21 protein-coding genes are annotated in these 24305 nt (G+C 47.9%); 3 read left to right on the plus strand and 18 right to left on the minus strand.

The genetic code is table 11. The features are described 5' to 3' along the window. Positions 1 to 7: 7 nt before the first annotated feature. From hypD to argC, 17 genes are all read right to left on the minus strand, one after another. On the minus strand, positions 8 to 1051 hold the full coding sequence (gene hypD / locus ABCM67_RS03735) for a hydrogenase formation protein HypD (protein WP_147603258.1): 1044 nt from the start codon (positions 1049 to 1051) through the stop codon (positions 8 to 10). Then, on the minus strand, positions 1051 to 1260 hold the full coding sequence (locus ABCM67_RS03740; RefSeq protein WP_022426401.1) for a HypC/HybG/HupF family hydrogenase formation chaperone: 210 nt from the start codon (positions 1258 to 1260) through the stop codon (positions 1051 to 1053). Before ABCM67_RS03740 ends, hypD begins: the two co-directional genes overlap by 1 nt. Positions 1261 to 1350: 90 nt before the next feature. Beyond that, a complete protein-coding gene (gene hypF, locus ABCM67_RS03745; protein WP_147603259.1) occupies positions 1351 to 3723 on the minus strand; it encodes a carbamoyltransferase HypF in 2373 nt (790 codons plus the stop codon). Between the two features lie 78 nt (positions 3724 to 3801). Further along, positions 3802 to 4839 carry a nitrogenase component 1 gene (locus ABCM67_RS03750; RefSeq protein ID WP_147603260.1) on the minus strand — a complete coding sequence of 346 codons (1038 nt, stop codon included), beginning with the start codon at positions 4837 to 4839 and terminating at the stop codon, positions 3802 to 3804. After that, complete coding sequence (locus ABCM67_RS03755; RefSeq protein ID WP_059086796.1) at positions 4836 to 6140, minus strand: nitrogenase component 1; 1305 nt, start codon at positions 6138 to 6140, stop codon at positions 4836 to 4838. The genes ABCM67_RS03750 and ABCM67_RS03755 overlap by 4 nt, the downstream gene beginning before the upstream one ends. Next, complete coding sequence (locus ABCM67_RS03760) at positions 6137 to 6910, minus strand: nitrogenase iron protein NifH (RefSeq protein WP_114002191.1); 774 nt, start codon at positions 6908 to 6910, stop codon at positions 6137 to 6139. Before ABCM67_RS03760 ends, ABCM67_RS03755 begins: the two co-directional genes overlap by 4 nt. Before the next feature lie 470 nt (positions 6911 to 7380). Beyond that, a complete protein-coding gene (locus tag ABCM67_RS03765) occupies positions 7381 to 7737 on the minus strand; it encodes a heavy metal-associated domain-containing protein (RefSeq protein ID WP_021651583.1) in 357 nt (118 codons plus the stop codon). An 18-nt stretch (positions 7738 to 7755) separates the two neighbouring features. Next, positions 7756 to 8103: a FeoB-associated Cys-rich membrane protein gene (locus ABCM67_RS03770; protein ID WP_021651584.1), complete on the minus strand. Its 348-nt coding sequence runs from the start codon at positions 8101 to 8103 to the stop codon at positions 7756 to 7758. A 72-nt stretch (positions 8104 to 8175) separates the two neighbouring features. Then, entirely contained in the window at positions 8176 to 10359 is a 2184-nt protein-coding gene (gene feoB / locus ABCM67_RS03775; protein ID WP_021651585.1) for a ferrous iron transport protein B, read from the minus strand. Positions 10360 to 10417: 58 nt separating this feature from the next. Continuing rightward, the gene (locus ABCM67_RS03780; RefSeq protein ID WP_015525998.1) at positions 10418 to 10636 is read right to left on the minus strand and encodes a ferrous iron transport protein A; all 219 of its coding nucleotides are present in this window, start codon (positions 10634 to 10636) and stop codon (positions 10418 to 10420) included. Between the two features lie 103 nt (positions 10637 to 10739). Further along, positions 10740 to 10952: a FeoA family protein gene (locus ABCM67_RS03785; RefSeq protein ID WP_015525999.1), complete on the minus strand. Its 213-nt coding sequence runs from the start codon at positions 10950 to 10952 to the stop codon at positions 10740 to 10742. Positions 10953 to 11253: 301 nt separating this feature from the next. Beyond that, positions 11254 to 12258, minus strand: a complete 1005-nt coding sequence (locus tag ABCM67_RS03790) for a cytidylate kinase-like family protein (protein WP_021651586.1) — start codon at positions 12256 to 12258, stop codon at positions 11254 to 11256. Positions 12259 to 12273: 15 nt separating this feature from the next. Then, positions 12274 to 13713: a sodium:proton antiporter gene (locus ABCM67_RS03795; RefSeq protein ID WP_114002193.1), complete on the minus strand. Its 1440-nt coding sequence runs from the start codon at positions 13711 to 13713 to the stop codon at positions 12274 to 12276. A gap of 300 nt (positions 13714 to 14013) precedes the next feature. Further along, entirely contained in the window at positions 14014 to 15198 is a 1185-nt protein-coding gene (locus ABCM67_RS03800) for an aspartate aminotransferase family protein (RefSeq protein ID WP_342992525.1), read from the minus strand. Next, the gene (argB, locus tag ABCM67_RS03805) at positions 15191 to 16087 is read right to left on the minus strand and encodes an acetylglutamate kinase (RefSeq protein WP_022426393.1); all 897 of its coding nucleotides are present in this window, start codon (positions 16085 to 16087) and stop codon (positions 15191 to 15193) included. The genes ABCM67_RS03800 and argB overlap by 8 nt, the downstream gene beginning before the upstream one ends. Before the next feature lie 546 nt (positions 16088 to 16633). Beyond that, positions 16634 to 17857 carry a bifunctional glutamate N-acetyltransferase/amino-acid acetyltransferase ArgJ gene (gene argJ / locus ABCM67_RS03810; RefSeq protein WP_147603261.1) on the minus strand — a complete coding sequence of 408 codons (1224 nt, stop codon included), beginning with the start codon at positions 17855 to 17857 and terminating at the stop codon, positions 16634 to 16636. A 101-nt stretch (positions 17858 to 17958) separates the two neighbouring features. Further along, positions 17959 to 18999, minus strand: a complete 1041-nt coding sequence (gene argC / locus ABCM67_RS03815) for an N-acetyl-gamma-glutamyl-phosphate reductase (RefSeq protein WP_015526006.1) — start codon at positions 18997 to 18999, stop codon at positions 17959 to 17961. A gap of 529 nt (positions 19000 to 19528) precedes the next feature. Here argC and ABCM67_RS03820 point away from each other — a divergent pair. Together ABCM67_RS03820 and ABCM67_RS03825 are read left to right on the plus strand one after the other, a co-directional pair. Continuing rightward, complete coding sequence (locus ABCM67_RS03820; RefSeq protein ID WP_015526007.1) at positions 19529 to 20761, plus strand: argininosuccinate synthase; 1233 nt, start codon at positions 19529 to 19531, stop codon at positions 20759 to 20761. Between the two features lie 124 nt (positions 20762 to 20885). Continuing rightward, on the plus strand, positions 20886 to 21845 hold the full coding sequence (locus ABCM67_RS03825) for a DMT family transporter (protein ID WP_342992510.1): 960 nt from the start codon (positions 20886 to 20888) through the stop codon (positions 21843 to 21845). 54 nt (positions 21846 to 21899) lie between these two features. Here ABCM67_RS03825 and ABCM67_RS03830 read toward each other — a convergent pair whose 3' ends face one another. Continuing rightward, entirely contained in the window at positions 21900 to 22289 is a 390-nt protein-coding gene (locus ABCM67_RS03830) for a metal-dependent transcriptional regulator (protein ID WP_021650299.1), read from the minus strand. A gap of 262 nt (positions 22290 to 22551) precedes the next feature. Here ABCM67_RS03830 and ABCM67_RS03835 point away from each other — a divergent pair, with 262 nt between their 5' ends. Beyond that, entirely contained in the window at positions 22552 to 24303 is a 1752-nt protein-coding gene (locus ABCM67_RS03835) for an ABC transporter ATP-binding protein (protein WP_342992511.1), read from the plus strand. Positions 24304 to 24305: the final 2 nt, after the last annotated feature.

The following is a 24305-nucleotide window of genomic DNA, read 5'->3' on the forward strand; positions in this document are numbered from 1 at the left end:
GCGGACATCAGTTTCCGTACATAAAATATGCGGAACATGCTCCTTCATTGGATACCATACAGGCACCTACCGGATGCTGCGGGGTACAGACCTTTCCGAATACCTTACAATCTGATGGCCTGCATTTTCCCTGAAGCACATCCCCACAGCGACAGGCCGGATTTGGCCTGCCCTGGATCGACGGCACTGCATATTTTTTTCTGGCATCAAAGGCTTCCCACTCCTTCCGGAGCACCAGCCCGGACCCCGGGATCACACCCAGACCGCGCCATTCAGAATCGCAGGGCTCCATCAGTTCATCGATCAGCTTCTGTGCCTCCGGGCTTCCCTCACTTTTTACCACACGGGGATAGCAATTCACAAAGAACGGTTTTCCTTCCTGAAAACGTACCAGTGCAACAGCCAGTGCCGTAAGCAGCTCCTTCGCTGTAAAGCCTGCCACCACACCACTGATGCCTTCCTCTGCCAGATGCTCGCAGAGCGCAGTTCCTGTGATCGCATTGACATGTCCGGGATAAAGGAACACATCCGCACTGCTCTTTAATGCCTGATAAGCCTGGGGCATGGTCTTGTTTGCCACAAGGAGCGAATAATTGGAAAGTCCGTCCTCTCCGGCCTTTTTCACGGAAAGACAGCCAGCAGGCGTGGTGGTCTCAAAGCCAACGGAAAGAAATACCACCTGCTCTTTTGGATGCTCTTTCGCATATTTTTCTGCATCTGCCGGTGAATAGACGATCCGTATCCTGGCGCCTTCTGCCCTGGCATCTGCAAGGCTTTTCTTTGTTCCCGGTACGCGGACAAGATCACCGAATGTGCAGATCGTCACCTGTTTTTCCAGAGCAAGATAAACGGCCTCGTCAATAAACCCTACCGGTGTTACACAGACCGGACATCCCGGTCCTGAGATCAGCTCCACCTGCGGCGGCAGAAGCTTGCGGATCCCCAGACGGAAGATCTCGTGGGTATGTGTTCCGCAGACCTCCATGATCCGCACCGGCGGCCCCTGATATCCTTCTATGATCTCTCTTGCTGTTTTTTTCCTCTCTTCCATCACAGCAGTTCCTCCATCAGCTGGTCTGTCTCTTCCTCGTCATCATCGGTGATCTTTGCAATGGCAACACCTGCATGCACCATCACATAATCCCCCGGCTCCAGGTCTCCCAGGAGCTGGGCGGAAACCTCTCTCTTTGCGCCGCCTGCATCCACCACTGCTGTTCCGTCACTGATCTTTACTACTTTTGCTGATAATCCTACACACATATCTGTGCCTCCCATCCTGCATTTCTGCTGTATGCTCCATGCGTTATCATAAAACATTTTTGATCCGTATCTGCATGATCTCGTCTATATTTATCTGTGCCGCTGCACATAAGCCATCCCATACACCGCCTGTCCCAGTGCGATCCCTCCGTCATTCGGCGGGATCAGGCTGTGCTTCAGAACTTTAAACCCCATTTCCGTAAGGCCGTCATCTACCAGCTCCAGAAGCAGCCGGTTCTGAAAGACACCGCCACTTAATGCCACTTTCCGGATTCCGGTCTGCCTCTCTGCTTCCTCACAAGCTGCAAGGATCTTATCTGCCAGTGCCCGGTGAAATCCATAAGCCAGCTTCCCGGGATCCTCTCCTGCAAGCCTTGCCCGGACCAGATATGCAACGATCTCACCTGTATTTAAAATAAATTTTCGTTCATCTTCAGACGCTTCTGAGATGCCTGTGCCTTCCGGAATGTCTTCCTTTTCTGACATCCGTATCTTCAGATTTTCTTCCGGATTTTTCTTCTGCATCTCCCGCTGCTTTCTCCAGGCCTCCGCCGCAAATTCCAGTGCTGTGGACGCTTCTCCCTCAAAGGTGGACGCTCTCCGGATCCCCAGGATCGCACTGACTCCGTCAAAAAGTCTTCCTGCACTGGTGGAAGTCACGGCATTGATCTTCCGCTGTGCCATAGTCACCAGTACCTTTGCTTCCTGACCTGTGCAAAGTCCCAGTTTACGGACAGTGTCCAGGGTTTTTTCCAGATTTCCCGTATTCTGCCAGATCAGGGAAACGGCGATCCGCCAGCCTTCTTTTGCGGAAATATCTCCGCCAACCTGGACAAAGGGTTCTATACTTCCAAGCCTTGTAAATCCTTGACAGTCTGCAACCAGGAGCTCTCCGCCCCAGATGGTTCCATCGGTTCCATAGCCTGTTCCGTCAAAGGAAACCCCTATCACCTTTTCTTCGCAGTCATTTTCTGCCATGCAGGATAAAATGTGTGCATAATGATGCTGCACCCTCAGAACCGGAAGCCCTAACTCCTCTGCCACCACTGTGGAATTATATTTAGGGTGAAGATCACAGACCACTACCTCCGGCTGCACCTCCAGAAGTGTTTCCAGCCGCCCGATCGTTTCCTTCAGGGCTTTTACCGTTCGAAGATCCTCAAGATCTCCCACATAAGGGGAAGGATAAAAACGGTTATCCACACCAATGCAGAAGGTGTTCTTAAGTTCTCCACCTGCTGCGATCACCTGGCCCTTCCAGGGTGTGGAGACCATAAACGGAAGAGGCGCATACCCGCGGGAACGGCGGATCATATAGGGTTCACCCTTATAGAAATCCATCACCGAATCGTCGGCCCGGATACGTATCTTCCTGTTGTGGGAAAGAATGCAGTCACAGAGATGGGAAAGCTCCTCTGCCGCCTCCTCATCATCTCTGCAGATCGGCGCCCCGGAAGTATTTCCGCTGGTCATTACCAGAAGCCCGGGCATCCGGATCCCATCATCGTAATGAAAAAGAAGCAGCTGAACCGGTGCATAGGGAAGCATGACACCCACCTTGGGATTCCCGGGTGCAATGCTCTCACAAAGCCCCGTTTCTCCCGGCAGCTTATCCAACAGCAGGATCGGCTTTAGATGACCGGTAAGGATCTTCTCCTGTTCCTCGCTGACCTTACAGATCTTCTTCACAGCTTCCATATCCTGTGCCATCACTGCAAAAGGCTTCACCGGACGCCGTTTCCGCTGCCGCAGCCGCTGTACAGCCTCCTCACTGGTAGCATCACAGCAAAGGTGAAAACCACCGATCCCTTTGATGGCCACGATCCCACCGGAAGCAATGATCTTCCTTGTATAAGTGATAGCCTCCCGTCCCCGTTCCTCTCTTCCCGCCAGGTATACCTCAGGGCCGCAGTCATTACAGCACACCGGCTGGGCATCATAGCGTCTGGTATCCGGGTTATGGTACTCATCCGCACAGGAGGGACACATAGGAAATTCCTTCATACTGGTCCGTTCACGGTCATAAGGAAGTGAATCCAGGATCGTCAGTCTGGGACCGCAGCAGGTACAGTTGATAAAGGGATGCAGATACCGCCTGTTTTCCGGATCAAACATCTCCGCCTTACATTCATCGCAGATCGCGATATCCGGGGAGACAAAGATTTCCCCCTTTGTCTTCTCACTTTCGATGATATCAAACTGTGTAAATTTCTCCGGCTCCTCCACCGGTTCTTCAAGAAGCTTCAGGATAGCTGCACGCTTCGGTGGCTTATTCCCGATATCTGCGATAAAGGCATCCACATCCTGCTGCTTACCCTGAGCAAAAATCTCCACATAGGGTCCTTTATTGGATACACTGCCACGGATTCCTCTTGCCATAGCATGACGACTCACCGTAGGGCGAAATCCCACTCCCTGTACGATCCCGTAAACACGGATCATTTTCGTAATTTCCCGCTCCATATGTTTCTCCATTCCCTGCAGCTGTTTCCACTGATCCGGCTGCAGCATGCATGTAACTTTATATCCTGCCCTTATGGACTACCTGCATTTTCCGGATACCGCAAAATGCACTGTATCCACAAACACTCCTGAAAAAGCCTTTGTCATCCGCTTCATACATGGATCTGCAAAGATCACGTCATATCCGCCCTTCTCTGCCAGTTCCATGTAATCTTCCTCATCCCTTAATGACACATCGCCCTCCTCCAGGAGATTTTTTTCCATGGAAAACCAGCTTGCCACGGTGAGCTCTCCGTCCGCACCACGTTTCCGTAGCTCCTCTCTTATGGAACCGGCCATCACCTGCTGCTGCACGATGAGAATCTTTTTTCCTGTATAATCCATATCAGGAACCAGCTCTTCCGCCAGAGGATATCCCACCTCATAAGGTGTTCCGAAGGTTTTCTCCAGATATCTGGCACATTCCAGTGCCGCAGGAGAAACCACGATATTTTTTTCCGCAGAGGAGGCTTTTTTTACCTCATCAAGCCCGTCTCCCATTCCGTAGCAGACTGCTCTCTGTCCTCTGGCACGGAATTTTTCACGGATCTTGTCTGCTGCTTTCAGGTCACTGACATCCTGAGGTGTCATTCCGAGAATTCCTGTCTTACCAGCCTCCACAGGCAGCTTTTCCCGGGCAAAGGCTTTAAAAAGCTCCAGATAAGCCTTCCGCTCTCCCGCATCATAAAGCTCCATTCCGTTGGTATTTACTGCAAGCACCGGAAGATCTGTTTTCTTCTCGCACATCCGCCGCAGTGCCTGATGATCCGTTCCGATCACAGCAGGTACCGGTGTTCCGATAATGGCTGCAAAGCCTGCCTCCACCTTTTCTGCTGCATCCACAAGCTTGGCAACCAGGCGGTCATCCCGTCCCAGGATGGCATCCATATCCCGAAGTCCTGCGCTGAATACCGCACTTTTCTGTTCAAACCATCTCGGTTCATCAAAGCCGCAGACATTTCCCGCACATCCTCCTGCATCACAGATCACGATGATCCCGCCAAGCTCATACAGCACTGACACGGCTCCAGACTGATCCGGCGCAAAGGGTGTCAGATATTTCCGAAGTCCTCTCATACCTTTTCTCCCTTCTGCAAAACTTTCTCTGTCAGTGTTTCAAACAGCCTGCGTACCCCCGCATAGCCATAGGGCTGCCGGTCCTGATTCCACACGGCATTTGGCTGATCCCGGTGATAATATCCTGCATCCTTTCCTATAGTAAGGTTCACTCCACTCCCGGACGGATCGTAATACAGCATGGTGGGTTCCATATTGGAAAAAACCTTTGTATCCGGACTCAATTCCGCAAGATGCCGTATGTATACAAAATTCTCGGCTGTGATAGTTCCGTAGATCTCCGGCACCTGGAAACCATACCGCACCAGGGCCAGGGCCAGCTCAAAGGGATCTCCGTTCATGCACTCCCCTACTGCAAAGGACGCATCCGGACAGACCTCCCGGAATCTCTCCACTGCCTCTTCTGCTGCTTTTTTATACACTTCCTGGTCAAAAGAGACTCCAAGAACCTGTCCCAAGGCACGATACTGATTTTCGATCTTATCTGTCTGGTAGAGCCTCCGAAGCTCAATAAAAGGAATCTTCAGCCGGTCATGAAAATCCTCCGCTGCAAACCTTGCTTCCGGATGAAGCACCAGATTAAAATTGGCCTGTGACATGGTCTGATATTCTTCATAATCCTTACATCTTGAGATCTCATGGATGGTCTTTACGCCTGCCTGCTGCAGCAGCTCATACATCTCGCAGTCATCAACCAGCGGCGAAAAAAATCCCAGAAGATTGACCACATTTCCCTTTTTCTTCTGTGGCTCAAGGAGGGAGTATAAGGACTGGCGTACATGGACCATAGGCGGCTTTCTGCCCTCACGTGTCAGTGCGTACATGTAACAGGGACGCACCGGAATATCCACCTTTTCCTCTGCCTTCCGGCAGACACGTTCCATATCCGTTCCCAGAAGTGCATCCACACAGGTGATACAGATCATCACCACAGACGGCTTCTTCTCACAGCAGTCGCAGATCTCTTTTACCGCTTTCGGGATCTTTTTCAGGTGACGGCCTGTAACAATATCCGTCTCGTCCATCATCAGATAAAAAAATCGATCATTGTACTCCGGCATGGAGCTGATAAGAGAAGTATTTCTTCCGCAACATCCCGGTGCCACGATCAGCATAATGGAATCCGGCACTGCAAGCCCGGCCCGCTTTACGCCAAAGCCCTCCGCTCCCGGAGAGTTAAATGCCAGAGTTGCCGGAGAGCTATAGATCAGATGCTTCCCGGAGATCATCTGCGGAGGGATCGCTTCCAGCCCGCCCCGGGCCAGTTCTTCTGCAGTTGCAAAATATGCTTCCTTTTTCATATATCCTCCTTCTCCGCTTCTTCACTTTCCAATAGCTTCCTCGCCAGTGCAAAAAATTTCTCACTGATCTCAGAATTCTCGTCTCCCTCGATTACCGTTTTGCCCTGATCCTCCCATCGGATGATCTCGTCACTTCTCGGGATCTCACCCACGATCGGGATATTATTTTTTTCTGCAAAAGCATTTACTTTTTCCGTTTCATTCTCCACATTCCTGTGATTCAGCACGATCCCGAAGATTCTCGCATAGCTTCGATCCTCAAAATTCCGCACAGCACTGGAAATATTATTGGCTGCATAGAGTGCCATTTTCTCTCCGGATGTGACAATGAGTACTTTTTCCGCATAGCCCTCCCGGATCGGTGCCGCAAAACCGCCGCATACTACATCTCCAAGAACATCGTAAAGCACTACATCCGGCTTCCAGGTCTCAAAAAGCTTCAGATCCTCCAGAAGCTGAAAGGTTGCGATGATACCTCTGCCTGCACAGCCAAGTCCCGGCGTGGGGCCGCCGGTCTCAATGCAAAGGACTCCACCAAAGCCCTCCTTTGAAATATCCTCCAGCTTTTCCGGCTCCTCATCCTCTTCCCGCATATAATTCATTACCGGCCGCAGAGGTTCTCCCCCAAGAAGATTGATGGTGGAATCCGCCTTGGGATCACAACCGATCTGGATCACTCTCTTCCCCATGGCTGCAAAAGCCGCCGCCAGGTTGGACGTCACTGTAGACTTTCCGATACCGCCCTTTCCGTATACTGCTACCTTCAGCATAAAATCCTCCCTAATTCATTCTGTTCGCTCCCGCAGGTATTTTTCATAAAAAAAGCTCTTTCACGCACAAGGTGAAAGAGTCCCGTATTCCGCTCACAAAACAAAGTCAAGCGGATATTCGCGATCCGCATTTGCTGCTTGTTCATAACCGAATAACTGCTTCGCAGCTGATTCGGTTAAGCTGTGCCGGATGAACAACGATTCCTGCTCGGATATTCCTTGCCGTCAAAGTCTGTTTCCTGCTGTATTTTGTTTTAATGCCTCATCCGGATAGAAAGAAAATATTTCGTTCCGTCTGAATTTTTCTATTTTTATTATACAATGGTGTACATTAGTGAGTCAATTGCAACTCTGACTTTTTATACAAAAAAAGGCCCCAAGGCGAAATATTTTTAAGCATTTCGCCGAGAAGTCTCTTCTCTGATCTGCCGGCTCAGAAGCCGCGGCAAAGTTATTCTTATGATAAAGCTTTACTGGATAGAAACTACGTGATATCCTCTGTCTTCCACTACTTTCTTAAGCTCTTCGTTGGAGATCTCTCTGTCGTAGGAAACCACTGCCTCACCTTTTTTCAGGCTTACTTTTGCTGCCGCACCGTCAATGCGGTTGATCGCTCTTGTGACGCTGGCCACACAGTTCTCACAGTGCATGCCTGTGATCTTCATGGTTTTCTCACCCAGCTTGGTTCCATCCAGCTTCTTCTTCGGGATCTCCGGCTTGCTGCCGCCTCCGCAGCAGGCGCCTTCGCCCTTCAGATGTTTATATGCGCCTTTTCCGGCAAACAGCATAATGATGATAACAACGATGACAACAATTGCATTTGCCATGATTTCTTTCCCTCCTGGTTACTTATGCATTCCACTACAGCCGGAGCAGCCGGAACAATGACCGGAGCAGCTGCCGCCACAGCCACCTGTATGTGTGTTACCGGCACAGCCGACACAGCTGAGCCCCTGTTTCTTTCTTGAATAGAGATAACTGATCACAAATACGCCATATGCGATCACCAGTGCCAGTACAATAATATCCGCTATCATACTCATATCTGTCACCCTTTCTTTCGCTGTACAGCCTGTGAACTGCTGCCAGCCTCTGATGAATACTTTTGTAAAAAAACTTCCATATTTCTTCAGGCTTATTATAGCACAGAAGACCAGGTATTTACATCCCCGGTCTCCTGCATTTCTTATCATTTCAACTGTTCTTACAGCATCATTTCAAAGCTATCATATGTACCGGATCGTTACTGTATGACCGGTTTTCAATTACTCTGCTGCCTGTACAGATCTCTTTGTAACATCGTTCTGGTTCTTGTACGGATCTGGTCTGAACAGAAGGAAGAGCAGGATCGCTGCAAGGATCAGCGCTACGATCGTTCCAATTCCGAAGGAACCGGCACCTGTGACAACAAGACCGATCTGGTATACACAAAGTGTTACAACATAAGCAAAAATGTTCTGGAAGAGAATTGCAAACCAGAACCATTTTCTGGACTGCATCTCATGTGCCATTGTAGAAATAGCTGCAAGGCACGGAGAGTCAAGCAGGTTGAACAGCAGGAAAGAAAATGCTGCTACTGCTGTCGGGAACCATGCTTTGATCGCTGCACCAACGATCATGGTATCCTCTGCATCATCACCAGCTACGTTTGCAAGAACACCCATTGTACTTACGATGGACTCTTTTGCGGAGAATCCGGAGATGGAGGCTGCAACCGGCTGCCATTTGCCAAATCCAAGAGGAGCAAAGATCGGAGCAAGGATACCACCAAGGATAGCCATGATACTGTCGTTGCTGTCCTCAACAAATCCGATTCCGCTTCCTGTATTTCCGATGCTGGAAAGGATCCACATGATAACAGTTGCAAGGAAAAGAATGGTACCGGCTTTGATGATGAAGCCTTTCAGTCTCTCCCAAACGTGAAGCAGAACTGTCTTTGCAGACGGAATATGGTACTGCGGAAGCTCCATTACGAACGGAGCAGGTTTACCGGAGAACGGTTTTGTTTTCTTCAGGATGATCGCAGATACAAGAACTGCTACAACACCGATGAAGTACATCAGTGGTGTGATGAAACCAGCAGCTACATAGTCACCGGTTGCATAAGCAGTCATGATACCGCCCATAAGAGCGATAACCGGAAGCTTGGCACCACATGGGATAAATGTTGCTGTCATGATCGTCAGACGACGGTCATTATCTGCCTCGATCGTTTTGGAAGCCATGATTCCAGGGATTCCACAGCCGGAGGAGATAAGAAGCGGGATAAAGCTCTTTCCGGAAAGTCCGAAATGACGGAATACACGGTCCATGACGAACGCGATACGAACCATGTAACCGCAATCCTCAAGGATGGAAAGGAACAGGAACAGGATCGCCATCTGCGGAACGAATCCAAGCACTGCACCAAGACCACCGATGATACCATCTGATACAAGGCTCACCAGCCAGTCAGCAACACCGGCATTGCCGAGTCCATCCGACACAACACTCTGGATGGTTCCCACAAAGCTGTCGTTTGTCCAGTCTGTTACCATGGTACCAACTGTTGTTACCGATACATAATAAACGATGAACATGGTAAGGATAAAGATCGGAAGACCGAGAACACGGTTTGTTACGATACGGTCGATCTTATCGGAAACTGTCATCTTATTTCCGCTTCTCTTAACGTTTGCAGAAACAACCTTCTGGATGTACTGATATCTTCCATCCGTTACGATACTCTCTGTATCATCATCCTCTGCCTTCTCAAGGCCAGAAGCAATCTCCTCGATCCTAGACTGTGCAGAAGCCGGAAGGTTCAGACCTTCTTTTACCTTGCTGTCTCTCTCAAGAAGCTTTACTGCATACCATCTCTTGTTCTCCTCAGCGATGTTTGCAGGAACAAATCCCTCGATCTCATTTACAGCTTTTTCTACTGCTTTCGGAAATTCCATCTGCTTCGATGGTACTCTGTGCTGGTTCGCACATTTGATTGCCTCATCAACAACCTCTTTAAGGCCTGTTCCTTTAAGAGCAGAGGTCTCAACGATCGGGCATCCAAGCGCGGAGCTTAAGCCTTTTACATTGATATGGATGTTGTTCTTTTTCAGAAGATCCACCATATTAAGAGCGATAACAACCGGGATACCGATTTCAAGAAGCTGGGTTGCAAGATACAGGTTTCTCTCGATGTTTGTTGCATCCACAAGATCGATGATCACATCCGGTTTCTCTTTCAGAAGGTAATCACGGCTGACAACCTCCTCAAGTGTATACGGGGAAAGTGAATAGATACCCGGAAGGTCTGTTACCGTTACATCCTTCTGGTTTTTCAGCTTACCCTCTTTTTTCTCTACAGTAACACCTGGCCAGTTACCAACGTACTGGTTTGCGCCTGTAAGAGCATTGAACATTGTAGTCTTACCACAGTTCGGGTTTCCGGCAAGAGCTATTGTTACAGACATTTTGTATCCTCCTTTTTTCAGGTCAGAGCCTGACGCTCTGTCATTTTTCGAAGCGTATTTACTTTACTTCCACACATGCTGCGTCATGCTTACGCAGGGAAAGCTCATAACCTCTGATGGTGATCTCAACCGGATCTCCAAGAGGAGCTACCTTTCGGATATAAACCTCGCTGCCTTTTGTGATTCCCATATCCATGATACGGCGCTTGTAAGCCGGGTCGCCGGTGATCTTGGAAACAACTACTGTAGAACCTACTGCTGCATCACGTAAAGTCATTTCTCTTTTCCTCCCTGTTCATATTCCAATTCCTAATCTATCCTCAACTGCGCCTTCCGCAGTTTGGGGCAAATCCACTACCGGTCACTGCCGCACAGTCCGGTCACACCATAATGTGTCTGGCCATTTCCTTATTGACTGCTACTCTGGAATCCTTGACATTTACGATCAGATTGCCGTCAAACTGAGAAATAACTGTCACTTCCGCATTCTCAACAAAACCAAGGCCTGCAAGAAATCTTCTTGTATCCTCCGCTCCGGAAATACGCTTGATCGTGCCAGTATCACCTGACTGTAAAAATAAAATCGGCTGCATGGAATCCCTCCGTTTCTTTCTATTAATTAACTCAGTCTAATTAGTCAGCCCTAACTCATAGGTTAGTTTATACTAAGTTTTTTCGAATGTCAATCCCCTAAATGAAAAAAGTTAATCAAGATTAAGTTTTTATAAACAACATATAAAAAAAGTTCCTGCATTCTGAGGTATTTCTGTCTGGCAGAAGGTTACCTCAGAATGCAGGAACTCTGTTCTGATTCTTTTTCTGTTTGCAGCCTGTTAAGCTAAAAACCCCTTCCGGAACTTTTTCTTTCTTCCGTGCTGCTCATATTTTTATCTCTTAGTGGATCTGATCATTCAAAAGCTTCAGGATCAGATTCTCCGTTTCATTGATTCCGTAGCTTGCACTGTTGATACAAAGATCGTAGTTATCCGGCTTGCCCCACTGAGCTCCGCCGTAAAAATTGTAATACCGTCTGTGCTGGCTGTCCATCTTCTTCAGGAAACGGACTGCCTGCTTCATATTCATCTTCCGTACATCCATAACATGCTGCACACGGATAGCAAAAGGAGCTGTGATAAACAGACTGATATGCGGAATGTGGTTGTTCTTGAGGATCGCATCCGCACACCTTCCCATAATGATGCAGTCCTCTTTTGAGGCCAGATCGCAGATCAGGTCACTCATGTTAAAGAATACCGCATCCTGTTTCGGAAGACCATGGTAACGGTTGAATTCCCGGAACCAGCCCTTGGGATCAAATTTATGCTTCTTCTCATATTTATTGAAATCCGCAAAATATTCCGCATCGTTGACCGCGCCCTTTTCCGCCTCAAGACGCCTTAATACCTGATCAAAGATCTCCACATCATAATAGTTGATCCGAAGCTTGTCTGCCAGTCCGAAACCGATATCATTACCGGCACTTCCCTGTGTACGGCTGATGCAGATGACCAGATGGTCATTCTCAGAGATTTTTTCCCTGTGCTTGATCATATGATTCAGCGCCACACGTTCCTTATCCATGATATCCGTAGCAACAAAAGTCTCCGGCAGCGTCAGGATCTCCTGAAAGATCTCATCATATTTCTTCATGAGACGGCTTTTTTCTTCTTTATCCTTGATGGTCCTGGCCATGTTGCTGATCAGTGCCATCTCGCTTCGAAGAAGATGTCCGTCCGGTTTGGTATACATCAGAGCACTTAAGTTCCGGATAGTGCCTTCTCTGTCACCGGTGAAGGTACGTCCAAGGGAAGATCCTACGCTTTCATAAACCTCGCCATCCAGTTCATAAAGCCTGGTGGCAAGCTCTCTGCATTTCTCTCGAATGTTATTATCCTGCATATTGATCCTCCTCCCTTATAAAAAGAATACCAGCATATCGATGATGAACACCGGTACCAGGAAACAAATGGACCATGCCATATATCCGAAGAAGGACGGCATGTTGATACCATTTTCGTCAGAAAGTGTCTTGACCATAAAGTTCGGAGCATTGCCGATATATGTATTGGCGCCCATAAATACAGCACCGCAGGAAATCGCAGAAAGCAGCTTTACAGGAACCGTTCCCAGCGTTGTTGCGATTCCGTTTGTAAATCCAAGAGTTCCTGCTGTTGTCAGAAATACCAGATAGGTCGGCGTATTATCCAGGAAGCTGGACAAAGCTCCGGTCGCCCAGAACATCTGGTACGGCTCGGTGATACCAAGATTCGGTCCTACTGCTTTCAGAAGCATCAGGGCCGGCTGCATGGTGATAAAAATACCGATGAAAAGTACTGCAACCTCCTTGATCGCACCCCAGGTAAAATGGTTCCGCACACGGATCCTTTTATCCGTTGTCTTAAAGGACAGAAATGCAGCTGCCAGGATCAGGACGATCTCAATGATCGACGGGAAGCTTAAAGTAACCTCACCGAAAATATGAATCCCCTTTACATTTCCGGCTGCATCCTGGAATACAGGCATACCTGGAAGCATTCCGCTTAAGATAACACCCACAACGATCATCACAAGGAAGATGATATTATGAAGACCCTCGATCTTAAACTCGGTACCCGGTTTGCTGATATCCGGTTTACGTCCCTCTGCGATATCCTTCTTGTAAGAGCGCATATCCAGATGATAGAACACAAACAGAAGAATCACCATATTAAGGATCAGTACCGGAAAAAGATGAAGACTCCAGAAGAACGGAACTCCTCGCATGAAGCCCATCAGAAGCGGCGGATCACCGATCGGTGTCAGGCAGCCCCCCATGTTGGATACCATAAAGATGAAAAAGATCATAATATGACCTTTTCTTTTTCTCCAGGAATTCATTTTGATCACCGGACGGACCATCAGCATGCTGGCTCCGGTAGTTCCGATGCAGCTGGAAAGCAGGGTTCCCAGTGCAAGAAGTCCTACATTTACTCTTGGTGAGCCCGCAAAATCACCCTCAACTGTAATGTTACCGGATACACAGAACAGTCCGAATAACAGGATGATAAATGTAAGATAGTCATTGATCACGCACTCCAGTACTGTTTCCGCAGTTTTTCCGGCACCGTAAACAACTGCAAACGGAATGATCATAAGAACGATCCAGAATGCAACCACAACGGGCTGATGTGACTCCCACCACTCACCCTTTACCAGCGGCATCACTGCAACACACAGAAGAAGACCCGCAAAAGGGATACAAAGCCACACCGGCACACCAGATCCTGTCCCACCGTTTCCGGCTGCCCATACACCCACAGGACATGCCAGAAATACTGTCAGAAAAGTACACATGACGGTTAATAATTTTTTCAAAATTTTCACCCCTCACATAAATTTTTTTACCAGTGAAATTATAACATATGGCGTTCTAAAATCAACTGTGTAGATGTGCAATTTATACTCGAACCCCCTCTCTTTTTTGTGCATTTTGTCGGTGTATCATAGCAGTTTTTGTTTGTTTTCAAACACACGACCAGATTTTCGGATACTGTTTTCTATATCTGTTATATAATTTATATACATTGTCTCTCTGAAAAAAAAGCAGCCGTATTCTCCATCGGCACACTACCCTTTCCGGAAAATACTGCTGCTTTTGTATCTGTTATTTTTTTATTATTCCATACACTCGTCAAGAATCTCTGCCATCTTGTCGATATCCTCTTTTGTGATCACAAGAGGTGGAACAAGGCGGAGAACATCACTTCCTGCTGAGATCACCAGAAGGCCCTTTGCAAGAGCTTTTTTCACCACGTCTCCTACCGGACGCCCCTTGATCACGATACCCTGCATGAAACCTTTGCCTCTTCTTGTTTCTGCACAGTCATGCTTTGCAACCAGTTCGTCCAGCTTCTCCTCAAAATACGGAGTAAGTCCCTGCACATGGGAAAGGATCTGATCTTTTTCAAAAATGTCAAATACCTTGCTGACTGCTGCACATACGAAGGGATTTCCACCGTAAGTGGTTCCGTGGTCGCCTGGCTTCAGGGAAGCTGCAGCTGCTTTTTTGTTCAGCACAAAAGCACCTACCGGAACACCACAGCCAAGTGCTTTGGCACAGGTCATGATATCCGGCTGTACTCCATATGCCTGCCATGCAAAATAATGTCCGGTACGTCCCATACCGCACTGGATCTCGTCCAGGATCAGGATGATATCCTTCTCATCACAAAGCTTACGTAAGCCTTCCAGGAACTCTTTTGTAGCCGGATAAATACCTCCTTCTCCCTGTACGGTCTCGGTGATGATGGCACAGGTCTTATCTGTGATCTGAGCCTTTACACTCTCAAGATCATTGAAATCTGCAAATTTCACCCCACCCATCAGAGGCTCAAAGGGTTCTCTGTAATGTGCATTGCCTGTCACGGAAAGAGCGCCGATGCTGCGGCCGTGGAAGGAATGGTTCATGGCAATGATCTCATGGTCTGCATGGCCATCTCTTTCGTAGGCATATTTCTTGGCAGCCTTCAGAGCACCCTCAATGGCCTCTGTACCACTGTTTGTGAAGAAGGCCTTTTCCATATGGCTTGCCTGTACAAGTTTGGCACCTGCCTCAATGATCGGCTCATTGTAGTACAGGTTGGAAATATGCATCAGCTTGTCGATCTGGGATTTCAGTGCTTCGTCATAGCCCGGATAATGATAGCCCAGGGCATTTACTGCGATACCTGCCGCAAAATCCAGATATTCCTTTCCTTCGGAATCATAGAGGTAACAACCCTCGCCTTTTTCAAAAACTACCGGAAAACGGTTATATGTATGAAGAATACTGGCTTCAGATTCTTCCATCTGTTCATTCATGCTCATTGTAATATTTCTCCCCATCATCTTTTAAAATTGCAGTACCAATACCTTTGTTTGTAAAGATCTCAAGCAGTAAGCTGTGCGGGATCCTTCCATCCAGGATATGGACTCTGTTTACACCATGCTCGATAGCGTCGATACAGTTTTTCAGCTTCGGGATCATACCGCCGCCCACAGTACCATCTGAGATCAGATTCTCAGCCTCATCTACACGAAGCTCGGAGATCAGAGTGGAGGGATCATCTGCATCCCTGTAAACGCCCTCAATATCGGACAGGAAGGCAAGCTTCTCTGCCTCAACTGCCTCTGCAATGGCGCAGGCTGCATCGTCCGCATTGATATTGTAGGAATCAAAATTTTCATCAAAGCCGATTGGGAATACGATCGGAAGGAAATCTCTTTCCAGAAGGTCATGAAGGATCTTCGGATTAACCTTTGTAACCTCACCTACGTAGCCGATGTCTTCGCCTTTGGAAAGCTTCTTTTTGCACTGGAGAAGACCGCCGTCCTTACCGCTGACACCTACAGCCTGTACGCCGAGAGATTCTACCAGAGTAACAAGCTCCTTGTTTACTTTTGCAAGAACCATCTCTGCGATCTCCATAGTGTCTTTGTCCGTTACACGGAGACCGTTTACAAAATGCGGCTCCATGCCGACTTTACCGACCCAGCGACTGATTTCCTTGCCGCCGCCGTGAACAATGATCGGTTTGAAACCGACTAATTTCAGAAGGACTGCGTCCTTGATGACGTTACGCTTTAATTCTTCATCAAGCATGGCGCTTCCGCCGTATTTGATGACTACGATCTTGCGGTTGAACCGCTGGATGTATGGCAGGGCTTCTATGAGAACCTCTGCTTTGTCAAGATATTTCTGATTTACCATGTGGGTGTCTCCTTTTTTTGAAAAATGATATGGATTGAAAAAGGTTTTGTTGTTGTATGTTGGAGGGATTTCTTTTTTATTATAATTTTGTCTCAGCTGACAGCTGTGGATTTGCGAGGAGGGGAGGCACTCGGAGTTCCGAAGGCCGTTTCCCCTCCTCGCGCTCCTCCCCTCCGGCCACGGGGAACGGGCTGTTGCCCGCGTTGCGGGCAAAGCGCCTGCTGCGGACAGGCTGTCGCAGACAGCCGCTTCCGACGCGCTTTCGCCGAAGGCGAACAGCTCGTCAGTCTGCCTTCAGCGACTGACGTCTAACCCGACATAACTTCCGGGCTCCCGCTCTGAGGTTTCTCACGTTCGTCACTCAGTCTTCGTCGACTGAAGTTCTACATGCCACAGCCAAGCGTGCCCAACGGAGGGGGTTCTTAGGGGGAGCGTGCGGGCTTCGCAACTTTGAGCTCGCTCCCCCTAAGGGTTTTCTCAGCTTACAAACTGAAACAAAACTACAACTAAAATCCACCATAAAAAACATTCTACAAAGCTCTTACATCAAGAACGATAATCCGCATTGATCTTTATGTAATCATAGGTGAGGTCGCATCCCCACGCAGTTGCGGATGCATCTCCCATCTTCATATCCGCGATGGCTGTCACTGCCTCTTCTGAGAGGATCTTAGTTGCTTCCTCTTCGCTGTAGCCTGTAGAAACTCCATTTTCAATGATCTTGATCTTTCCTGCTTTGCTCTCAAAGTAGAGATCTACCTTTTCCGGATCGAACTGGACGCCGGAGTAGCCGAGGGCGCAGAGGATTCTTCCCCAGTTTGCGTCGTGGCCGTAGATGGCTGCCTTTGTTAAGGAAGAGGTTACTACGGATTTACTTAAGGTTACGGCTTCTGCCTTGGTGGCTGCGCCGATGACCTTGACCTCGAAGAGTGCAGTTGCGCCTTCTCCGTCACCTGCGATCTTTTTGGCGAGGGTTGTGTTTACGTAGTTAAGAGCTTTTTTGAACTCTTCATAATCTGCGTTTTTCTCTGTGATCTTCGGATTACCGGCCTGGCCGTTTGCAAGGAGAAGGACAGTGTCGTTTGTGGAGGTATCTCCGTCAACGGATACCATGTTGTAGGTGTCCTTGATATCCTCGCTGAGTGCTTCCTGAAGAAGTTCCTTTGAGATATCCACATCACTGGTGATAAATCCAAGCATCGTGCACATGTTGGGGTGGATCATTCCGGAGCCCTTGCACATACCGCCTACCGTTACGGTTTTTCCACCAATCTCGATCTCTACCGCTGCCTCTTTCTTCTCGGTGTCTGTTGTCATGATGGCTTTTGCTGCCTCAAGGCCTGCCTCGCGGCTTCCCGCAAGCTTCGGTGCCATGGCTTTTACTCCGTTTGCGATACGGTCGATCGGAAGCTGCATTCCGATGACACCTGTGGATGCTACCAGTACGCTGTCTTCCGGAATCCCAAGGCTTTCGGATGCTGCCTTAGCTGTTTCCCTGCAATAGCCGAATCCTTCCTCACCGGTACATGCGTTGGCGATTCCGCTGTTGCAGATCACAGCTCTTGCACCCGGGTGGTTGTATACAATGTCCTGATCCCATCTTACAGGAGCTGCTTTTACCACATTGGTCGTGAAGGTTCCTGCAGCCACACAGGGAACCTCACTGAATACCATGGCCATATCGGTACGGCCTTTATATTTGATCTCTGCTGCAGTTGACGCTGCCTTAAAACCTCTTGCGGCTGTAACGCCGCCGTCGATGATCTTCATATTATATATCTCCTCTCAATGGTGATGCCAGATCGAATATCGCAGTTCATTCGTTTAAAGTCCTTCGGCATCCCCCATATTTTATTTGTGATCTGCCTGTTTTACGGACACATCGGAATCTGTTTCAGTCCTTCGTTCTCGTCAAATCCAAACATCAGGTTCATGTTCTGAACAGCCTGTCCTGCTGCACCCTTTACCAGGTTGTCAATAGCGCCCATCATGATGACTCTCTTTGTTCTCGGATCGATCTTGAAGTTCACGTCCACAAAATTGCTGCCTTCTACATTTCTTGTCTGCGGGCATACATCCTTGTTCAGGACACGTACAAAGAACTCGTCTTTATAATATTTGTCATAGGCTGCTTTTACTTCCTCATAGGTAACATCCTTGGTCAGGGAGGCATATGCTGTTACCAGGATTCCACGGTTCATCGGAACAAGATGCGGGGTAAAGTTGATCATCACTTCCTGTCCGCATGCATATCCAAGCTGATCCTCGATCTCCGGTGTATGTCTGTGTGTGGCAACACCGTAAGCTTTGATGCTCTCGTTTACCTCACAGTAGAGATTCGGAACCTTGGCTCCTCTTCCTGCTCCGGAGGTTCCGGACTTGGCATCAATGATAATGGTATTCGGATCAATGAGGCCTTCCTTTAACAGCGGATAAATAGACAGTGTGGAGCATGTCGGATAGCATCCCGGGTTGGCGATCAGCCTTGCATTCTTAATATCCTCACGGTTGATCTCGCAGAGACCATAAACAGCTTCCTCGATAAACTGCGGAGCCTTATGCTCGATTCCGTACCACTTCTCATATTTTTTCACATCTTTAATACGGAAATCTGCGCTTAAGTCGATCACCTTACATTTGGAAAGGATTTCTTCATTAATAAGGGATGCACAAAGGCCCTGTGGTGTTGCGGTAAAGATCACATCCACCTCATCTGCAAGTGCAGCCATGTTGTCATCCATACATTTGGCATCCACCAGCCTGAAAAAATTCTGATAAATATCTGCATACTGCTGATCTATGTAGCTTCGGGAGCCGAACCATTTGATCTCAACGTCCTTGTGTCCAAGAAGAAGTCTTACGATCTCATTTCCTGCGTATCCTGTCGCACCGATAATTCCTGCTTTAATCATCTTTCACATTCCTCCTCTGCCGTTTTTTCTACGGCTTAATACACCCTGCAGAAGCGCTTGCTATTCTTATTTATGCCTCTTTTTTATGTCTTCTGATATCTGAACCTTCTGCCCAGGTCAGACGGACATCTTAAACCTGTCTGTACTGCCAGCTCATATGTCCATCTTATCAATGGATAGATTATACATCTTCTCTGCATATTATGCAATAGTCATTTTCTTTGATTTTTCACGGTCTTTTCTGTTTTTCCTGTATTTTCTTATAATACCGCCTACTTTTAGATGTATTTTTATGCAAATTTTTTTTCATATTTTTCAAATTATCTCTTGCATATTTATAAAATCTGGTGTATATTAAGCCATGTCGACAGGACAGCCGAAAATTTTGTTTTGTTGTACATGAATATTTATTCACTCTGGTAAAGTTATAAAACAGCATAATTTTTTTCCAGATAACGTAAAAAAATTCACCGTCCCGGAAATGTCCGGAGCGATACAAAATCAAAAAAATCCCAGGAGGACATATATTATGAAAGAAAAAGTTGTTTTAGCGTATTCCGGTGGTCTTGATACCACAGCCCTTATCCCGTGGCTGAAAGAAACCTTTGATTATGACGTTGTCTGCTGCTGTGTAAACTGCGGACAGGGAAACGAGCTGGACGGTCTTGAAGAGAGAGCAAAAATGTCCGGTGCTTCCAAATTATATATCGAGGATATCGTCGATGAGTTCTGCGATGATTTCATCATGCCGTGTGTAGAGGCTGGTGCTGTATACGAGCATTCCTATCTTCTCGGAACTTCCATGGCTCGTCCGGTCATTGCCAAGAAGCTGGTTGAGATCGCACGTAAAGAGGGTGCCGTTGCTATCTGCCATGGTGCTACCGGTAAAGGAAATGACCAGATCCGTTTCGAGCTTGGCATCAAGGCTCTCGCTCCGGACATCAAGATCATTGCTCCATGGCGTATGACAGATCTGTGGACCATGCAGTCCCGTGAAGATGAGATCGAGTTCTGTAAGGCTCATGGCATCACTCTTCCATTTGATGCAAGCCACAGCTACAGCCGCGACAGAAACCTCTGGCACATCAGCCATGAGGGACTTGAGCTTGAGGATCCATCCCAGGCTCCGAACTATGATGACATGCTTGTATTAAGTGTAACACCTGAGAAGGCTCCGGATAAAGAAACTGAGATCACCATGACATTCGAGCAGGGTGTTCCGAAAACACTCAACGGAAAAGCAATGAAGGTTTCCGAGATCATCACAGAGCTGAACAAGCTTGGCGGTGAGAACGGCATCGGTATCGTTGATATTGTTGAGAACCGTGTTGTTGGTATGAAATCCCGTGGCGTTTATGAAACTCCTGGCGGAACGATCCTGATGGCAGCACATGACCAGCTTGAGGAGCTGATCCTTGACCGTGAGACAATGGAAGCCAAGAAAAAGCTTGGCAGCCAGTTTGCACAGGTTGTTTACGAAGGAAAATGGTACACACCTCTCCGTGAGGCTATCCAGGCATTTGTTGAGTCCACTCAGAAATATGTTACCGGTGAGGTTAAATTCAAGCTTTACAAAGGAAACATCATCAAGAATGGTACAACCTCTCCGTACAGCCTTTACAATGAGTCTCTTGCTTCCTTCACAACCGGTGATATGTATGATCATCATGATGCAGACGGATTCATCACTCTGTTCGGTCTGCCGCTGAAGGTTCGTGCCATGAAGCTTGCAGAAGTTAAGAATAACCAGAATCAGAACTAATTTTGTTGGACATTGTTCCGACAGATCATAAGAATGCCCCGGGAAGCTATATAAGTTCCCCGGGGTCTTTTGTTATATACTTCTTTGATCACATAATACCTAATAAACGAAAGGATTTTTTATCATGAACTCACAGAAAATGCCTCTGAAAAATTCTCTCTGCCTGCTTCTGGCCGCAACGATCTGGGGAATCGCCTTTGTTGCCCAGAGTGTGGGCATGGAATATGTTGGCCCCTTCACCTTCAACGGCGTCCGTTCCCTGATCGGCGCCGCTGTCCTGGTTCCGGTGCTCTTTATCCTGAACCGTTCCGGAAATAAATCCTCTGCTGCCACAGACTCCGCAATACCGGAATCCTCATCAACACCTTCAGAAAAAGCTGTATCCCCCACGCCATATAACAGCCGTGACCTGTGGCTGGGCGGCATTGCCTGCGGATTTGCTCTTTTTGCTGCCAGCAGCTTCCAGCAGTTTGGCATCCAGTACACAACAGTAGGAAAAGCCGGCTTCATCACCGCCTGTTACATTGTCATCGTCCCGATCATCGGAATTTTCCTGAAAAAGAAATGCAGTCCCTTTATATGGGCAGCCGTTGTCATGGCACTGGTCGGACTTTATCTTCTCTGCATCACAGACGGATTTTCCATTGGCCTCGGAGATATTCTGGTGCTGGTATGTGCTTTTCTCTTCTCCCTGCACATTCTGGTGATTGACTATTTTTCCCCGAAGGCAGACGGTGTAAAGCTTTCCTGTATCCAGTTTCTGGTCTGCGGGATCCTGTCCATGATCCCGGCACTTATTCTGGAACATCCGCAGATTTCTTCCATTCTCACTGCCTGGCTGCCGATCCTGTATGCTGGTGTGATGTCCTGCGGTGTTGCCTACACCCTGCAGGTCGTAGGCCAGAAAAATGTGAATCCCACAGTTGCTTCTCTGATCCTTTCTCTTGAATCCTGCATCTCCGTGCTTGCAGGCTGGGTGCTCCTGGATCAGAAGCTTTCCATAAAAGAGCTCCTTGGATGTGTCATCATGTTTGCAGCCATCATCCTGACACAGCTGCCGGAAAAAGAAAAAGATAATAAATAAAAAACAGGCAGCCGGTTTGGTATTTTACCTTCCGGCTGCCTGTCTGCATGTTTCTTAGTCTGCTGTTTCTTCCTTCTTAATAAAGTTATTATAATGTGCCTTGATCTTCTCAAAGCTCTCCTGGCTGATGTCGTGCTCCATCTTGCAGGCATCCTCCATTGCGATCTCTGCCGGAACCCCAAGTCCCTCCAGCATCCTGGCAAGAACAATGTGACGCTCATAAATCTGATTGGCAATCTCTGCCCCCTTCTCCAGAAGTGTCACGGTACCGTAACGGTCCATAGCAATATAACCATCCTCACGAAGAAGCTTCATTGCGTGACTGACGCTTGGCTTGGAAACACCAAGTCTGGTCGCAATATCAATGGAACGGACTCCTCCGCCTTTTTTGGATAAAACCAGAATTGACTCAAGATAATCCTCCGCTGACTGTCTGATTTCCATATAAAATCCTCCCTGCAAAAATTTAACTCTATATAGACCCTCTAAAGGGATCTGAATCCCATTTCTTCCCTGTTCTACAGGCGAATATTAACTTTTAATATACCGCTTAAAGGATGTTGTGTCAAGCATTTCGCACATGTTTATCTTGACATTAAAAATAATTTCCCCGATAATAGTAGCTGAACAATATATCTGTTCTATAGCAGCCCGGAATCCTTTCCAGTAGTGCTGTCTTTTGAACAGTAAAGAAAGGAGATTTTTTATGCTCAAAACCCTTCTGGCCCAGGTCAGGGAGTTTAAAAAGGCATCGTTTCTCACGCCTTTTTTCATGATCCTGGAAGTTCTCTTTGAGACTCTGATCCCCCTGGCCATGGCTTCCATCATTGATAAGGGTGTGGAAGCCGGAAATATCGGCCATATCTATCGGATGGGTGCAGTTATGGTAGCTCTTGCCCTGTGCGGACTCTGGTCCGGCGTCATGGGAGGAAAATACGGAGCACTGGCCTCCACAGGCTTTGCCAGAAACCTCCGAAAAGCCATGTACACCAATATCCAGACCTTTTCTTTTTCCAACATCGACAAATACAGCACTGCCGGCCTGATCACCCGTCTTACCACAGATGTGACCAACCTGCAGAACGCCTATCAGATGATCCTTCGTATGTGTACCCGTGCACCGGCCAGTCTGATCTGTGCCATGGTCATGGCATTTCTTATCAATGCAAAGCTTGCAAGCATCTACCTTGTCGCTGTTATCTTCCTGGGAGGCTGTCTGATCTTTATCATGAGAAAAGCAACGGTATATTTTCAGGCCGTATTCCGTAAATATGACGACCTGAACGCAAGTGTCCAGGAAAACATCGGCGCTGTACGCGTGGTCAAGGCCTATGTCCGCGAAGACTACGAGATCAGCAAATTCCAGAAAGCCTGCAACAAAGTATACGAAATGTTCTTAAGTGCTGAGAAGATCGTTGTCATGAACATGCCCCTGATGCAGTTTACCGTTTATGCCTGTATCCTGGGGATCAGCTGGCTCGGCGCCAAAATGATCGTAGGCAGCGCCCTTACTACCGGTGAGCTTATGAGCCTTCTCACCTACTGCATGAACATTCTCATGAGCCTTATGATGCTTTCCATGGTTTTTGTTATGGTAACAATGAGTATTGCCAGCGCAGAGCGTGTTACGGAAGTCATCAATGATACTGCTGACATCACAGATCCGGAAGATCCAGTAACAGATGTCCCGGACGGAAGTATCGTCTTCGATCATGTAAATTTCAGCTATAAGAAAGACAGTCAGGAACCCGTTCTGAAGGATATCAATCTCTCGATCCGCTCCGGCGAGACCATAGGGATCATCGGCGGTACCGGAAGTGCAAAATCCAGCCTTGTCAACCTGATCAGCCGTCTTTATGACGTAACGGATGGTTCTGTTTCCGTAGGAGGCATTGATGTCCGTAAATACCATCTGGAATCTCTCAGAAATCAGGTTTCCGTTGTTCTTCAGAAGAATGTACTCTTCTCAGGAACCATTCTGGAAAACCTCCGATGGGGTGACAAAAATGCCACTGAGGAGGAATGCCGCCGCGCATGCCAGCTTGCCTGTGCCGATGATTTCATCGAAAAAATGCCTGACAAATACAATACCTTCATTGAACAGGGCGGCTCCAACGTTTCCGGAGGTCAGAAACAGCGTCTCTGTATCGCACGTGCCCTTCTGAAGAAACCTAAGATCTTGATCCTGGATGACTCCACCAGTGCGGTAGATACCGCCACAGATGCAAGGATCCGCCGTGCTTTTGCCGAAGAGATCCCGGATACCACCAAGCTGATCATTGCTCAGCGTATTTCCAGTATCCAGAACGCTGACCGAATCATTGTCATGGATAACGGTGAGATCAACGGCTTTGGCACTCATGAGGAACTTGTTAAGACCAACGCCATCTATCAGGATGTATTTAATTCACAGACCGGCGGTGCCGGTGATTTTGACGAGGGAGGTGATCCGGCTTGAAA

Source organism: Blautia sp. 2227st1_G12_2227SCRN_220401 (assembly GCF_039062885.1).
In the GTDB taxonomy this organism is placed as follows: domain Bacteria; phylum Bacillota; class Clostridia; order Lachnospirales; family Lachnospiraceae; genus Blautia_A; species Blautia_A fusiformis.

What these genes read in the sequence shown, in the direction of transcription:
- hypF (WP_147603259.1), bottom strand. Translation starts at nt 3,723, where the DNA reads ATGGAGCGGGAAATTACGAAAATGATCCGTGTTTACGGGATCGTACAG.
- ABCM67_RS03740 (WP_022426401.1), bottom strand. Translation starts at nt 1,260, where the DNA reads ATGTGTGTAGGATTATCAGCAAAAGTAGTAAAGATCAGTGACGGAACA.
- ABCM67_RS03785 (WP_015525999.1), bottom strand. Translation starts at nt 10,952, where the DNA reads ATGCAGCCGATTTTATTTTTACAGTCAGGTGATACTGGCACGATCAAG.
- ABCM67_RS03835 (WP_342992511.1), top strand. Translation starts at nt 22,552, where the DNA reads ATGCTCAAAACCCTTCTGGCCCAGGTCAGGGAGTTTAAAAAGGCATCG.
- ABCM67_RS03825 (WP_342992510.1), top strand. Translation starts at nt 20,886, where the DNA reads ATGAACTCACAGAAAATGCCTCTGAAAAATTCTCTCTGCCTGCTTCTG.
- argC (WP_015526006.1), bottom strand. Translation starts at nt 18,999, where the DNA reads ATGATTAAAGCAGGAATTATCGGTGCGACAGGATACGCAGGAAATGAG.
- ABCM67_RS03790 (WP_021651586.1), bottom strand. Translation starts at nt 12,258, where the DNA reads ATGCAGGATAATAACATTCGAGAGAAATGCAGAGAGCTTGCCACCAGG.
- ABCM67_RS03760 (WP_114002191.1), bottom strand. Translation starts at nt 6,910, where the DNA reads ATGCTGAAGGTAGCAGTATACGGAAAGGGCGGTATCGGAAAGTCTACA.
- ABCM67_RS03820 (WP_015526007.1), top strand. Translation starts at nt 19,529, where the DNA reads ATGAAAGAAAAAGTTGTTTTAGCGTATTCCGGTGGTCTTGATACCACA.
- ABCM67_RS03750 (WP_147603260.1), bottom strand. Translation starts at nt 4,839, where the DNA reads ATGAGAGGACTTCGGAAATATCTGACACCCTTTGCGCCGGATCAGTCT.
- ABCM67_RS03765 (WP_021651583.1), bottom strand. Translation starts at nt 7,737, where the DNA reads ATGGCAAATGCAATTGTTGTCATCGTTGTTATCATCATTATGCTGTTT.
- argB (WP_022426393.1), bottom strand. Translation starts at nt 16,087, where the DNA reads ATGGTAAATCAGAAATATCTTGACAAAGCAGAGGTTCTCATAGAAGCC.
- argJ (WP_147603261.1), bottom strand. Translation starts at nt 17,857, where the DNA reads ATGAAGATCATCGACGGCGGCGTTACAGCCGCAAGAGGTTTTAAGGCA.
- hypD (WP_147603258.1), bottom strand. Translation starts at nt 1,051, where the DNA reads ATGGAAGAGAGGAAAAAAACAGCAAGAGAGATCATAGAAGGATATCAG.
- ABCM67_RS03830 (WP_021650299.1), bottom strand. Translation starts at nt 22,289, where the DNA reads ATGGAAATCAGACAGTCAGCGGAGGATTATCTTGAGTCAATTCTGGTT.
- ABCM67_RS03780 (WP_015525998.1), bottom strand. Translation starts at nt 10,636, where the DNA reads ATGACTTTACGTGATGCAGCAGTAGGTTCTACAGTAGTTGTTTCCAAG.
- ABCM67_RS03755 (WP_059086796.1), bottom strand. Translation starts at nt 6,140, where the DNA reads ATGAAAAAGGAAGCATATTTTGCAACTGCAGAAGAACTGGCCCGGGGC.
- ABCM67_RS03800 (WP_342992525.1), bottom strand. Translation starts at nt 15,198, where the DNA reads ATGAATGAACAGATGGAAGAATCTGAAGCCAGTATTCTTCATACATAT.
- feoB (WP_021651585.1), bottom strand. Translation starts at nt 10,359, where the DNA reads ATGTCTGTAACAATAGCTCTTGCCGGAAACCCGAACTGTGGTAAGACT.
- ABCM67_RS03770 (WP_021651584.1), bottom strand. Translation starts at nt 8,103, where the DNA reads ATGATAAGAAATGCAGGAGACCGGGGATGTAAATACCTGGTCTTCTGT.